9 protein-coding genes are annotated in these 13,786 nt (G+C 39.8%); 8 read left to right on the forward strand and 1 reads right to left on the reverse strand.

Features of this window, described 5'->3' with window-relative positions:
- Window positions 1-10: 10 nt before the first annotated feature.
- A complete protein-coding gene (locus AC1M9L_RS07660; protein ID WP_481591792.1) occupies window positions 11-1,588 on the forward strand; it encodes a flavin-containing monooxygenase in 1,578 nt (525 codons plus the stop codon).
- 155 nt (window positions 1,589-1,743) lie between these two features.
- On the opposite strand, the gene gltA is transcribed toward AC1M9L_RS07660, so the two are convergent.
- Complete coding sequence (gene gltA / locus AC1M9L_RS07665) at window positions 1,744-3,018, reverse strand: citrate synthase (RefSeq protein ID WP_035269948.1); 1,275 nt, start codon at window positions 3,016-3,018, stop codon at window positions 1,744-1,746.
- A gap of 1,041 nt (window positions 3,019-4,059) precedes the next feature.
- Between gltA and sdhC the strand changes: the two genes are divergently transcribed.
- The 7 genes from sdhC to lpdA all read left to right on the forward strand — a co-directional run bounded on the left by sdhC (window position 4,060) and on the right by lpdA (window position 13,752).
- On the forward strand, window positions 4,060-4,458 hold the full coding sequence (sdhC, locus tag AC1M9L_RS07670) for a succinate dehydrogenase, cytochrome b556 subunit (protein ID WP_179997761.1): 399 nt from the start codon (window positions 4,060-4,062) through the stop codon (window positions 4,456-4,458).
- Window positions 4,458-4,823 (forward strand): succinate dehydrogenase, hydrophobic membrane anchor protein, encoded by a 366-nt coding sequence (sdhD, locus tag AC1M9L_RS07675; protein WP_035268511.1) that lies wholly within the window; start codon window positions 4,458-4,460, stop codon window positions 4,821-4,823. Before sdhC ends, sdhD begins: the two co-directional genes overlap by 1 nt.
- A 12-nt stretch (window positions 4,824-4,835) precedes the next feature.
- Window positions 4,836-6,734, forward strand: coding sequence for a succinate dehydrogenase flavoprotein subunit (gene sdhA, locus AC1M9L_RS07680; protein ID WP_035268510.1), 1,899 nt, complete (start codon window positions 4,836-4,838; stop codon window positions 6,732-6,734).
- Window positions 6,735-6,748: 14 nt separating this feature from the next.
- On the forward strand, window positions 6,749-7,459 hold the full coding sequence (locus tag AC1M9L_RS07685) for a succinate dehydrogenase iron-sulfur subunit (protein ID WP_035268507.1): 711 nt from the start codon (window positions 6,749-6,751) through the stop codon (window positions 7,457-7,459).
- A gap of 738 nt (window positions 7,460-8,197) precedes the next feature.
- Window positions 8,198-11,020, forward strand: a complete 2,823-nt coding sequence (locus AC1M9L_RS07690; RefSeq protein WP_481591793.1) for a 2-oxoglutarate dehydrogenase E1 component — start codon at window positions 8,198-8,200, stop codon at window positions 11,018-11,020.
- Between the two features lie 17 nt (window positions 11,021-11,037).
- Window positions 11,038-12,258: a 2-oxoglutarate dehydrogenase complex dihydrolipoyllysine-residue succinyltransferase gene (odhB, locus tag AC1M9L_RS07695; protein ID WP_035268505.1), complete on the forward strand. Its 1,221-nt coding sequence runs from the start codon at window positions 11,038-11,040 to the stop codon at window positions 12,256-12,258.
- Window positions 12,259-12,318: 60 nt separating this feature from the next.
- Window positions 12,319-13,752 carry a dihydrolipoyl dehydrogenase gene (gene lpdA / locus AC1M9L_RS07700; protein ID WP_035268502.1) on the forward strand — a complete coding sequence of 478 codons (1,434 nt, stop codon included), beginning with the start codon at window positions 12,319-12,321 and terminating at the stop codon, window positions 13,750-13,752.
- The last annotated feature ends 34 nt before the right edge of the window (window positions 13,753-13,786 follow it).

Here is a 13,786-nt window from a genome sequence, read left to right on the forward strand (position 1 = left end):
AGATAAAAGAATGACACTCGATAACGAATTTGAAAGCAAAGCAGATTTAAAAATTCAAAGTGATGATCAATCTGAAAAAACAGAAGTAAAAGTAAAGAAAAAAAACAATGCAGATAAAGAACTTAAAGTTGAACAACAACAAAAGGTGTATGACACGATTGTTGTTGGTGCAGGTATTTCAGGTATCGCTGCGGCATATAAAATGAATCAGGCAGGCTATCGCGACTACATTGTGCTGGAAAAAGCGAACCGAGTTGGTGGTACATGGCGCGATAATAATTATCCAGGATGTGGATGTGATGTTCCTTCAGCCTTATATTCTTTTTCCTTTTCGCCAAGTCACAAATGGAGTCATTTGTTTGCCAAGCAGCCAGAAATCTTAAGTTATCTTGAGGAAGTGGTTGAGAAGCATCAACTGAATGAAAAAATCCAATTTAATCATGAATTAAAAGCAGCACGTTGGGATAACGAGAAGGCGCAGTGGTCGTTAGAAACTTCTCAAGGAAAGTATCTAGCAAAAACGGTAATCTTTACAACGGGACCCATTACTGAGCCATCATTTCCAAAAATTAAGGGCATAGAAAGTTTCAAGGGGGAAATGTTTCACTCTGCAAGATGGAATCATGAGTACGATCTTAAAGGTAAACGTATTGCTGTTATTGGTACAGGTGCTTCAGCGATTCAATTTATTCCTCAGGTTCAGCCATTAGCGAAAGAACTCTTTGTGTTACAGCGTACAGCACCTTGGGTTTTGCCAAAAGCTGATATGAATTTGAATGATCAAGCGAAATCACTGATCCAGAAATTTCCCGTTATTCAATCCACTTGGCGGAGCAGTATTGCCCAAATTTTAAATGGCATTAACTTTGGTTTGCGTAATCCAAAAGTACTGAAACCTGTGAATTTCTTAAGCAAACAATTATTGAAGTTGCAAATTCAAGATGATGAATTAAGAAAAAAAGTCACACCAAATTTTGATATTGGTTGTAAACGTCTTTTATTTGCCAACAATTATTATCCAGCATTGCAACAAGATAATGTGAAACTAATCAATGAGGGGTTGGTTGAGATTGATGGGAATACGGTTGTTGCGGCCAATGGTGAGCGTCATGAAGTAGATGTCATCATTTGGGGCACGGGTTTTGAGGTATCGCATCCGCCAATTGGTAAGCGCATTTATGATATGGATGGGAAGCTCTTAGCGGATCGCTGGAAAAATAGTTCACCAGAAGCTTATTTAGGTGCAAGTATTACCAATGTACCAAATGCATTTTTGGTGTTAGGACCAAATATTCTGGTTTATGACTCATTTATTGGTATTGCTGAAGCTCAATTAGATTATATTCTTGATGGCCTACTAAAGATCAAAAAGCAAAATATTAACAAGCTTGTGATTAAAGACGACGTTGTTAAGCGACATAATCAATTGGTTCAAAAACATCTTAAAACCACTGTATTTAATGCAGGTGGCTGTAAGAGTTACTATTTGGATGAAAATGGTCGTAACTTTGCAGCATGGCCATGGTCTCTTGCAAAATTAAAACAGCAGTTAAGCTCATTAAACTTGGATCATTATTCACAACACTGATCAAAAAGCCTGATTTAATCAGGCTTTTTTTGTTTGTAGATATTCTATATATACGAGGTTTGTATTTCATCAGGGCTGAAAACAATATTTTGTTGTTAATCAGATAATAAAAAACCACCCAAAGGGTGGTTTTTTGACTGTCGACGTAGTTCGAATTAACGAACGATATCGCGTTGAACTTCGCCAGTGTAAAGCTGACGAGGACGTCCGATCTTGTATGGGCCGCTGTGCATTTCTAACCAGTGGCTGATCCAACCAACAGTACGTGCAAGTGCGAAGATTACAGTGAACATTTCTGTTGGGATACCAATCGCTTTAAGGATGATACCTGAATAGAAGTCAACGTTTGGATAAAGGTTACGCTTGATGAAGTATTCATCAGAAAGTGCGATACGCTCCAATTCCATTGCTAAAGCTAACTGTGGATCATTGATACCTAAAGCACCAAGAACTTCATCACAAGTTTCTTTCATTACTTTAGCACGTGGATCGAAGTTTTTATAAACACGGTGACCGAAGCCCATAAGTTTAACTTCTTTAGTCTTCACTTTTTCCATGAAGCCAGCAACGTTTTCTACAGAGCCGATTTCATCAAGCATCTTAAGAACAGCTTCGTTTGCACCACCGTGAGCAGGGCCCCAAAGTGCAGAGATACCAGCAGCGATACATGCATACGGATTAGCACCAGTAGAACCAGCTAAACGTACTGTAGACGTAGAAGCATTTTGTTCATGGTCAGCATGAAGCGTGAAGATACGATCCATTGCTTTTGCAAGAATAGGGTTAACTTTGTAATCACGATCTGCTGGAGTAGCAAACATCATGTACAAGAAGTTTTCTGCATAGCTTAAGTCATTACGTGGGTAAACGAATGGTTGACCAACAGTATACTTGTAGCTCCACGCAGCAAGGGTAGGAATTTTAGCAATCAAACGGATCGCAGTAATTTCACGGTGATCAACATTTTCGATATCAAGGTTGTTGTGATAGAACGCTGATAACGCACCAACAACACCAACCATAATCGCCATAGGGTGTGCATCACGGCGGAAACCGTTATAGAAGCGGCTAACTTGATCGTGAACCATGGTGTGGTTACGAACTTTAGCGTCAAACTCTTCTTTTTGCTCAGCTGTAGGAAGCTCACCATTTAATAATAAGTAGCAAGTTTCTAAATAATCAGCTTTAGTAGCTAGTTGGTCGATTGGATAACCACGGTGTAATAGAACACCTTTATTACCATCGATAAATGTGATTTTAGACTCGCAAGACGCTGTAGCCATAAAACCAGGATCAAAAGTGAAGTGACCTGCGGCCAATACATCTTTAACGTCGATTACATCTGGGCCCAATGTGCCGCTGTAAATTGGTAATTCAATTTCTTTGCCATCAAGCTGTAATACGGCTTTTTTGCCAGTTGCTTCAGACATTCAATAGATCTCCTGTCCTGGTGAATGTTTTATCTAACCCGAAATAATCTGTTGTAATCCGTGAGTTAGACGGTTTCAAAATTTGCTCTAAGCTTAGTGAGTAGTCAAAAATTGTCAATTATACTTATGGATAAAAATGACGACCTAAAGTGACTGGTTCTAAACTCAGTTAATCAGTAGGAATTTATCTGCTTTTCACTAGCGCCGCCGTATAATAAGACAATTTCAACGGTAGTGGCATAAAAAAAAAGACAAAAACGTGCATATTTTGATGATTTAAACCAAGTAATGCTTGATTATTAATACCTTTTATCAATATGTTAAAGGTTGTGAAAAGCGATTGTTTATAGAATTTGTCAGTTTTTTTAAGATGATAGACTGAATAAATACACCAAAAATGACAATGAAATATTTTTTTTCACTTTATTTACTAATTGATTAAAAAGTGTCTAATTTATAATGTTTCATTACATTTTAAGTGGTGAGCTCAACATTAGAAAATGAAGTTTATTTTGTAATTAATTTATAAGTGCATATGATTTTTATCCTTTTTTACATTTGAAATTACTCAATTCAATTAGATAAAAAAACAATGACCATGTGAGCAATATTCATTTTTCTAATTAGTTTTAAAAGTACAAATTATTTGAGATTTAATTTTCTTTAAGTTTTTGAAAAATAAAATAAATATTATATTTCTTGAAAAAATATATTTTTGTAGTGAGTTGTGCTTTAGTCTAATTAAGACAAATCGAACATTTGAGTTCAGTAACACTAAATTAAAATAAATTGATATAAATATTAATGGCTTAGTGTTTGTATTTAAATAGAGAGATGACTTAACTGTAAGAAAGTAGATGTAAATGATTCTTATTTAAAAATATTTTATGGTTGACGCCTGCTTCGTAGGTTTGTAATTTGAAATTGCACGTTTTATAATTCCGTGTCGTATAAAGGTTTAGACAATTTATTTGTCTAACAAATGCCAGCTTTCCTTCGAATTAATTCCAACAAACTCCGGATGGAGTTTTTAACTACAGGATGCCCGCTGTGAAAAGCAACAGACCTGTCAATTTGTCCATGGGTCAAGTTTTAGACGTAAACTTAAAATCCCCTGTGGCTATTGCATCTATTTTACACCGTCTTTCAGGTGTCATCGTATTTTTACTCGTACCAGTTCTTTTATGGATCTTAGACAAATCATTGTCTTCTCCTGAGGGCTTTGCACAAGTTCAAGCTATTTTTGATAGCTTTATCGTGCGCTTTATCGTATGGGTATTTGTCGCTGGCTTAATCTACCACTTCATCGCAGGTATCAAGCATTTGCTTGCTGATATGGGTATCGCTGAAGAGTTACAAAGTGGTCGTGTAGCAGCAACAATCGCATTAATTTTATCTGCAATTGGTATCGTTGCATCATTTGTATGGATCGTACTCTAATGAAAAGTGCTACTGGTTTAACGGGTTCAGGTTCTCGCGATTGGTTTATCCAGCGTGTAAGTGCTGTAGTTTTAGCTGTTTATACTGTTGTGGTGTTTGGTTGGATCCTTTGTAATGGTGGTTTCAACTTCGAACAGTGGTACGGCTTTATGATGACATTACCGATGAAGATTTTATCTTTATTGGCAGTCTTATCTCTTGTTGCACACGCATGGATTGGTATGTGGCAAGTATTCACTGACTATGTGACGACTCGTCAAATGGGTCCATCAGCATCAGGTTTACGCCTTGTACTGACTTCAGCAGTTATTATTGCTGTATTTGCATATGCGATCTGGGCAATCCAGATTTTTTGGGCGAATTGATAGGAAACAATCATGGGCGCTATAAACCCTAAAGAAGATTATACAAATATTCCACACGAAACTTTCGATGCTGTCATCGTTGGTGGTGGTGGTTCTGGTATGCGTGCTTCTTACCAACTTGCTCAAGCTGGTTTGAAAGTTGCGGTATTGACTAAAGTATTCCCAACGCGTTCTCACACTGTAGCTGCACAGGGTGGTATTGGTGCTTCTCTTGGTAACATGCAAGAAGATAACTGGCACTACCATTTCTATGACACAGTAAAAGGTTCTGACTGGTTAGGTGACCAAGACGCAATTGAGTTTATGACTCGTGAAGCGCCACAAGTTGTATATGAACTTGAACATCTAGGTATGCCATTTGATCGTAACGCTGACGGCACAATTTACCAACGTCCATTCGGTGGTCACTCTGCGAACTATGGTGAAAAAGCTGTTCCTCGTGCTTGTGCTGCTGCCGACCGTACAGGTCACGCACTTCTTCACACGCTTTATCAAAGCAACGTGAAAATGGGTACACAATTCTTCGTAGAATGGATCGCGCTTGATTTGATCCGTAATGAAGCAGGTGATGTACTTGGTGTTACAGCAATTGACCAAGAAACAGGTAAAATTGCAGTATTCCAAGCGAAAGCAACATTGTTCGCAACGGGTGGTGCTGGTCGTGTTTACCGCGCATCTACAAACGCATATATCAACACTGGTGACGGTCTTGGTATGGCTGCTCGTGCAGGTATTCCATTACAAGATATGGAATTCTGGCAATTCCACCCAACGGGCGTTGCAGGCGCAGGCGTATTGTTAACTGAAGGTTGTCGTGGTGAAGGTGCAATCCTTCGTAACAAAGACGGCGAACCGTTCATGGAGCGTTATGCTCCAACTTTGAAAGACTTGGCACCACGTGACTTCGTATCACGTTCTATGGACCAAGAGATCAAAGAAGGCCGTGGTTGTGGTCCTAAAGGTGATTATATCCTTCTTGATATGACGCACTTGGGTGCTGATACGATCATGAAACGTCTTCCATCTGTATTTGAGATTGGTAAGAAGTTCGCGAACGTTGACATCACAAAAGAGCCAATTCCTGTTGTACCAACAATCCATTACCAAATGGGTGGTATTCCAACTAACATTCATGGTCAAGTTGTTGTTCCTGAATCGCGTGAAACTACTCCGCTAGAAGCACATTACGACAAAGACAGCGATACTTATTCTACCAATGCTGCGGATCGCAATTTCACTAAACCAGTGAAAGGTTTCTATGCGATTGGCGAATGTTCATGTGTGTCTGTACATGGTGCTAACCGTTTAGGTACAAACTCATTGCTTGACTTAGTTGTATTTGGTAAAGCTGCTGGCGAACATATCATTGACTATGTGACTAAGCATCACGGTGATGAATATGCGCCGCTTCCAACAACTGTGCTTCAGCAAACTGTCGAGCGTATCCGTCGCTTAGATGAGTCAACTTCTGGTGAGAATGCGCAAGAAGTTGCTGATGCAATTCGCGATATCGTTCAAGATCATGCAGGTGTATTCCGTACAACTGAACTTCTTGAAAAAGGTGTGAAAGAGATTCTTGCACTTGAGCCTCGTATCCGTAATATCCATTTAAAAGACAAATCAAAAGTATTTAATACTGCGCGTATTGAAGCACTTGAAGTGGAAAACTTATACGAAGTTGCAAAAGCAACCTTAATCTCTGCTGCTGCACGTAAAGAATGTCGTGGTGCGCATACTGTTGTAGATTTTGAAGAATCTCCAGATCATCCAGCATATCCTTACGGCCGTCGTGATGATGAGTGGATGAAGCATACTTTATGGTTCTCTGCTGATAACCGTCTTGAGTACAAGCCAGTACGTTACAAGCCTTTATCAGTTGATGCTATTCCACCTAAACCACGTACATTCTAATTGGGAGAAGTAAGATGAGTAGAGGTACTCGTACATTTAATATCTACCGCTACGATCCTGATAAGGATAAAGCACCGTACATGCAAACATTCAAGCTTGAGTTGACTGATAAGCACCGTATGTTGCTTGATGCGCTACTTGCATTGAAAGTTCAAGACGAAACTTTAACGTTCCGTCGTTCATGTCGTGAAGGTATTTGTGGTTCAGATGGTGTAAACATCAATGGTAAAAATGGTTTAGCGTGTCTTTGGAACCTAAACGATTTGCCAGAAGTAATTACTATTCGTCCATTACCAGGTCTTCCAGTAATCAAAGACTTGGTTGTAGACATGAATCAGTTCTATGATCAGTACGACAAAATTCAACCGTTCTTGATTAATAATCAACCTGCACCACCTAAAGAGCGTTTACAATCTCCAGAAGAGCGTGAGCATCTTGATGGTTTGTATGAATGTATTCTTTGTGCATGTTGTTCAACGTCTTGCCCATCATTCTGGTGGAACCCTGATAAATTCTTGGGTCCTTCAGCATTGTTGAATGCATATCGTTTCATTATTGATTCGCGTGATACTGCTACTCAAGACCGTTTGGCTCGTTTAGACGATCCTTTCAGTTTATTCCGTTGTAAAGGTATCATGAACTGTGTATCAGTATGCCCTAAAGGTCTAAATCCAACAAAAGCGATTGGTCACATTCGTAGCATGTTGTTAGATCAAGCTGGATAATGCTGTTCCAAAAAAAGCACACTTAGGTGTGCTTTTTTTTTAATCAAAACTTGATGTTAAATTTAGTTTTCGAGATATTTTGGTTGAAGTGGTTAGATTTGCCCCAATCATAAAAAAATATGCACTTTAGGGATAAATGAAAACGTTTTGCATCTGCAAATATCTTTTTAAAATGTTAAGATATCGGTTTTATGATCCAAGTTGCATGTATTTAAATCTATAATTTTAGGCTTTAGTCTAATAATTATGAATTTTAATAGAATTTATCTAAATGCACCTTATATTATCTCAATGGTTTATAGTTGTATTTAGCTAATTTATGAATGGTATGTGTCAATAAAATCAGTTTGAAGTGAAGTTCATGGTAGGATTTGAACAAAATTTTTAGCATGAATGTTATTCAATCTGTACATTAAATCAACATTTTGGTGGTTTGGTGTTAAGCTGAAAGCAGGGATAATCAAATTGAAAAGTTGCTTTAGAAAAGACTAATATTTTTATTTTTTTCTAAGTCAATTTGCAAAAATTGCTCGGTAATTTTATCGAGTATAAAGATGAGTGATGATGCCAATGAGGGCGTTATGATTCGTCATTGGTATTAGAAACTCTCTAATGCTATACGCCCCATGGTCTTTTGTACCAGATGGGTGAATGTCAATTTACCGATTTGGCATTATCAATCATGGGCGAGCTTAGAAAGCTCCCTGTAATGTTTTGCAATAGGAAATGGGTCCACAAATGCAAGAAGTTGCTGACGCATTGCGTCTTGACACTGAACTTTCCGCTGACAGTGCAGCGTATATTGAAGAACTTTATGAGCAGTATTTAGTTGCTCCAGAATCAGTCGGTGCTGATTGGCAAGAATACTTTGGTAAGTTCCCAAAAGGGGATCAACCACACAGCAATGTACGTGAGCAATTCCTTTTATTGGGTCGTAACTCAAACCGTATTCAGCCTGTCGTTCAAAGTTCAGTTAGTTCTGAGCACGAGCGTCGTCAGATTGGCGTATTACAATTAATCGCTGCATACCGTAACCGCGGTCATCAAAAAGCAAAATTAGATCCATTAGGTTTGGCAAAACGAGAAGAAGTGCCTGATCTTGATCTAGCGGCTCATGGTTTAACCAAATCTGACTTAGATACTGTATTCAATACAGGTAATCTTGCAATTGGCAAAACTGAAGCAACTTTAGGTGAAATGGTCAATGCGATGGAGGCGACGTATTGCGCTTCTATTGGTGTTGAATATATGCACATTGTTGACACTAAAGAGAAACGTTGGATTCAACAACGTCTTGAAGGTGTGAAAGGTCAATTTGGTTTTTCAGCAGAACAAAAGAAACATGTTCTTGAACGTTTAACTGCAGCTGAAGGCTTAGAGAAATACTTAGGCAATAAGTATGTTGGTGCTAAGCGCTTTGGTGTGGAAGGCGGTGAATCTTTCATTCCGATGGTTGATGCTGTTATTCAACGCGCAGGTTCTGTGGGATGTAAAGAAGTTGTGATCGGTATGCCACACCGTGGTCGTCTCAACTTGCTTGTCAATATCATGGGTAAAAACCCAGCAGATCTTTTCGGTGAATTTGAAGGTAAATCACTTCACAAGAAAGGTTCTGGTGACGTTAAGTATCACCAAGGTTTCTCGTCAAACGTAATGACTCCAGGTGGCGAAGTTCATTTGGCATTGGCATTTAACCCATCACACTTAGAAATCGTAGGGCCTGTAGTTGAAGGTTCAGTACGTGCTCGTCAAGTTCGTCGTAAAGACATTGGTGGTGATGACGTATTACCAGTAATCGTACATGGTGATGCTGCATTTGCTGGTCAAGGTGTGAACCAAGAAACCTTCCAAATGTCACAAACACGTGGTTATACGGTAGGTGGTACAGTTCATATTGTTGTCAATAACCAAGTTGGTTTTACAACATCAGATCCACGTGATGCACGTTCTACTGAATACTGTACTGATATCGCGAAAATGATTCAGGCACCAATCTTCCATGTGAATGGTGATGATCCTGAAGCTGTATTGTTTGTTGCTCAACTTGCACATGATTTCCGTCATACTTTCCGTAAAGACGTTGTTATCGATATGTTCTGTTACCGTCGTCGCGGTCACAATGAAGCAGATGAGCCAGCAGCAACTCAGCCAATGATGTATCAAGTCATTAATAAGAAAACGACGACTCGTGCATTATATGCTGACAAATTAGTACAAGAAGGTGTAATTGATCGTGCGACTGCAGATCAGATGATCGAAGATTACCGTGCTGATTTAGAAGCAGGTAAACATGTTGCTAATGCACTTGTACTTGAACCGAATAAAAAAATGTTCGTTGACTGGACGCCATACTTAGGTCACGAATACACTGACGTTTGGGATACTACTTTCCCTGAAGAGCGTTTAAAAGAACTTGGTCGCAAAATGCGTGAGCTTCCTGAAGGCTTCGTGATGCAGCGTCAAGTTTCTAAGGTGATCGATGATCGTCTTAAAATGCAAACTGGTGAAATGCCATTGAACTGGGGTGCAGCTGAGACTCTAGCTTATGCTTCGTTATTGGACGAGGGTTATCTTGTTCGTTTAACTGGTGAAGATGTTGGTCGTGGTACATTCTCGCATCGTCATGCGAAGCTTCATAACCAAGTAGACGGTTCGACGTATATTCCACTTTGCCATATTAAAGAAAATCAACCGCGTACAGCGATTTATGACTCATTATTGTCTGAAATGGCAGTATTGGCATTCGAATATGGTTATGCAACAACTCTACCTAAGAGCTTAATTATTTGGGAAGCACAATTTGGTGACTTCGCGAACTGTGCTCAAGTTGTTATTGACCAATTCATTGCTTCTGGTGAGACAAAGTGGGAGCGCGTTTGTGGTTTAACGATGCTTCTTCCACATGGTTTTGAAGGTCAAGGCCCAGAACACTCATCTGCACGTTTAGAGCGTTTCTTACAGCTATGTGCTGAAGAAAACATGCAAGTGATGACGCCTACAACTCCTGCACAGATTTTCCATGCTTTACGTCGTCAGGCGATTCGCCCAATTCGTAAACCAATGATTATCATGTCTCCAAAGTCATTATTACGTCACAAATTAGCGGTATCTAATCTTGATGAATTGGCGAACGGAACTTTCCAAACTGTGATTGATGAAGTTGATAACATTAATAAGTTGGATGTGACTCGTGTAGTGCTTTGCGGTGGTAAGGTTTATTACGATTTACTTGAAAAACGTCGTGAAAATGAATTGAACAACACTGCTATTGTTCGTGTTGAACAATTGTACCCATATCCAGAAGCACGTTTAGCGGAAGTACTTGCACAATATCCAAATATGAAAGAGCTTGTTTGGGCGCAAGAAGAACCGAAGAATCAAGGCGCATGGTTATTCATCGCACCACGTTTATACGAAGGTGTTATGAAGTCAGGTCAAAAAATTCAAATCAGCTATGCAGGTCGTGAAGCATCTGCTGCACCGGCTTGTGGCTCACCATATTTACATGCAAAACAACAAGCACAACTCGTTAACGAAGCGCTTGCGATCGTAGCAGAATAATCAGGAGAATCTTAAGAATGGCAACCGAAATTAAAGCACCGGTATTCCCAGAGTCAGTTGCAGACGGAACAATTGCAACTTGGCACAAACAACCAGGTGAAGCGGTATCACGTGATGAAGTGATCTGTGATATCGAAACGGATAAAGTTGTACTTGAAGTTGTTGCTCCTGCAGATGGTACGATTGCAAATATCATTAAAGGTGAAGGCGACACAGTTCTTTCTGATGAAGTAATTGCTACATTTGAAGCAGGTGCTGTTTCTGGTGCTTCTCAAACTCAAGCTGTTCAATCTGAAGAGAAAGTTGAACAAGCTGCGGCTGCTACAGAAGCGGGTGCTGCTCCGGTTGTTGAACGTGCTCAAGCTCCTGTTCAAGACCAAGCTCCAGCTGTTCGTAAGGCATTAACTGAAACTGGTATCAATGCATCAGAAGTTTCAGGTACAGGTCGTGGTGGCCGTATCACTAAAGAAGATGTGGCGAATCACCAATCTAAACCTGCTGCTCCTGCTGCTGCACCATTAAGCGTAGCTGTAGGTGAGCGTATTGAAAAACGTGTTCCTATGACACGTCTTCGTAAGCGTGTGGCTGAGCGTTTACTTGCTGCAACGCAAGAAACAGCAATGTTAACGACGTTCAACGAAGTCAACATGAAGCCAATCATGGACATGCGCGCTCAGTACAAAGATGCTTTTGAAAAGCGTCATGGTGCTCGTTTAGGCTTTATGTCATTCTTTGTTAAAGCTGCAACTGAAGCACTTAAACGCTACCCAGCTGTAAATGCTTCAATTGATGGTGATGATATCGTTTATCACGGTTACTATGACATCGGTGTAGCGGTATCTTCTGACCGTGGTTTAGTAGTTCCAGTATTACGTGATACTGATCGCATGAACTATGCTGAAGTAGAAAATGGTATTCGTGATTACGCATTCAAAGCACGTGATGGTAAGCTCGGCATTGAAGATATGACAGGTGGTACATTCACGATCACTAATGGTGGTACTTTCGGTTCATTGCTTTCAACACCAATTTTAAATACGCCACAAACTGCAATTTTGGGTATGCATAAAATCCAAGAGCGTCCAATGGCGGTAAATGGTCAAGTTGAAATCTTACCAATGATGTATTTAGCGCTTTCTTATGACCACCGTTTAATTGATGGTAAAGAAGCAGTAGGTTTCCTTGTAACAATCAAAGAATTGTTAGAAGAACCAGCTAAACTTATCCTTGATCTTTAATTCTAAAGAATAAATCCATGGGCTTAGAGCGATCCTCTAGGCCCATTTTTGGAGAGAAGAATGTCTCAACAATTTGATTTAGTAGTAATCGGCGGTGGTCCAGGTGGTTATGAAGCTGCTATTCGTGCAGCACAACTGGGTTTCAAAGTTGCGTGTATTGAAAAGCGTATTCATAAAGGAAAACCATCTTTAGGTGGTACTTGCTTGAACGTGGGTTGCATCCCATCTAAAGCACTTTTAGATTCTTCACATCGTTATGAAGATACTGTTCATCATTTAGATGATCATGGTATTACAACGGGCGAAGTGAAATTCGATCTTCAAAAATTACTTGCTCGTAAAGATAAAATCGTTAACCAACTTACAATGGGTATTGATGGCCTGTTGAAAGGTAACGGCATTGAATGGTTGCAGGGTACAGGTAAATTATTAGCTGGTAAAAAAGTTGAGTTTGTTCCACATGAAGGTGAAACTCAAATTTTAGAACCTAAATATGTCATTCTTGCCTCTGGTTCTGTTCCTGTAAATATTCCTGTTGCTCCTGTAGATCAAGATCTTATCGTTGATTCTACTGGCGCGCTTGAATTCCAAGAAGTACCTAAGCGTTTAGGTGTAATTGGTGCAGGTGTAATTGGTCTTGAACTTGGATCAGTATGGCGTCGTTTGGGTGCAGAAGTTGTTGTTTTTGAAGCAATGGATGCATTTTTACCAATGGCTGATAAAGCTTTGGCAAAAGATTACCAAAAAGTATTAACTAAGCAAGGTCTTGATATTCGTGTTGGCGCAAAAGTAGCTGGTACAGAAATCAATGGTCGTGAAGTGACAGTTAAGTACACTCAAGGTGGCGAAGACAAAACTCAGACTTTCGACAAATTGATCGTTTGCGTGGGTCGTAAAGCGTATGCAGAAGGTTTATTAGCAGAAGATTCTGGCATTAAACTTACTGAACGTGGTTTGGTTGAAGTAAATGATTGGTGTGCAACTTCTGTTGAAGGTGTATATGCAATTGGTGACTTAGTACGTGGTCCAATGCTTGCACATAAAGCAATGGAAGAAGGCGTAATGGCTGTTGAACGTATTCATGGTCACGCAGCTCAAGTGAACTATGATACGATTATTTCTGTGATTTATACACACCCTGAAGCGGCGTGGGTTGGCTTAACAGAAGAACAAGCGAAAGAAAAAGGTCACGAAGTTAAAACAGGTCAATTTGGTTTCGCAGCGAATGGTCGTGCGATGGCAGCTGGAGAAAATGCTGGTTTCGTAAAATTTGTTGCTGACGCTAAAACGGATCGTTTGCTTGGTATGCACGTGATTGGACCTGCTGCGTCTGATATCGTTCACCAAGGCATGATCGCACTTGAATTTGTATCAAGCGTTGAAGATCTTCAATTAATGACATTTGGTCACCCAACATTCTCTGAAGTAGTTCATGAAGCTGCGCTAGCAGTAGATGGGCGAGCGATTCACGCGATTCAGCGTAAACGTAAATAACACAAAAAAGAGCGGCTGAGGCCGCTCTTTTTGC

It is taken from the genome of Acinetobacter sp. ANC_7511 (assembly GCF_056779975.1).

Excerpts from the sequence above, each read along its gene's own strand:
- AC1M9L_RS07660 (WP_481591792.1), top strand. The coding sequence starts at position 11 with ATGACACTCGATAACGAATTTGAAAGCAAAGCAGATTTAAAAATTCAA.
- sdhD (WP_035268511.1), top strand. The coding sequence starts at position 4,458 with ATGAAAAGTGCTACTGGTTTAACGGGTTCAGGTTCTCGCGATTGGTTT.
- AC1M9L_RS07685 (WP_035268507.1), top strand. The coding sequence starts at position 6,749 with ATGAGTAGAGGTACTCGTACATTTAATATCTACCGCTACGATCCTGAT.
- sdhC (WP_179997761.1), top strand. The coding sequence starts at position 4,060 with ATGCCCGCTGTGAAAAGCAACAGACCTGTCAATTTGTCCATGGGTCAA.
- AC1M9L_RS07690 (WP_481591793.1), top strand. The coding sequence starts at position 8,198 with ATGCAAGAAGTTGCTGACGCATTGCGTCTTGACACTGAACTTTCCGCT.
- lpdA (WP_035268502.1), top strand. The coding sequence starts at position 12,319 with ATGTCTCAACAATTTGATTTAGTAGTAATCGGCGGTGGTCCAGGTGGT.
- odhB (WP_035268505.1), top strand. The coding sequence starts at position 11,038 with ATGGCAACCGAAATTAAAGCACCGGTATTCCCAGAGTCAGTTGCAGAC.
- gltA (WP_035269948.1), bottom strand. The coding sequence starts at position 3,018 with ATGTCTGAAGCAACTGGCAAAAAAGCCGTATTACAGCTTGATGGCAAA.
- sdhA (WP_035268510.1), top strand. The coding sequence starts at position 4,836 with ATGGGCGCTATAAACCCTAAAGAAGATTATACAAATATTCCACACGAA.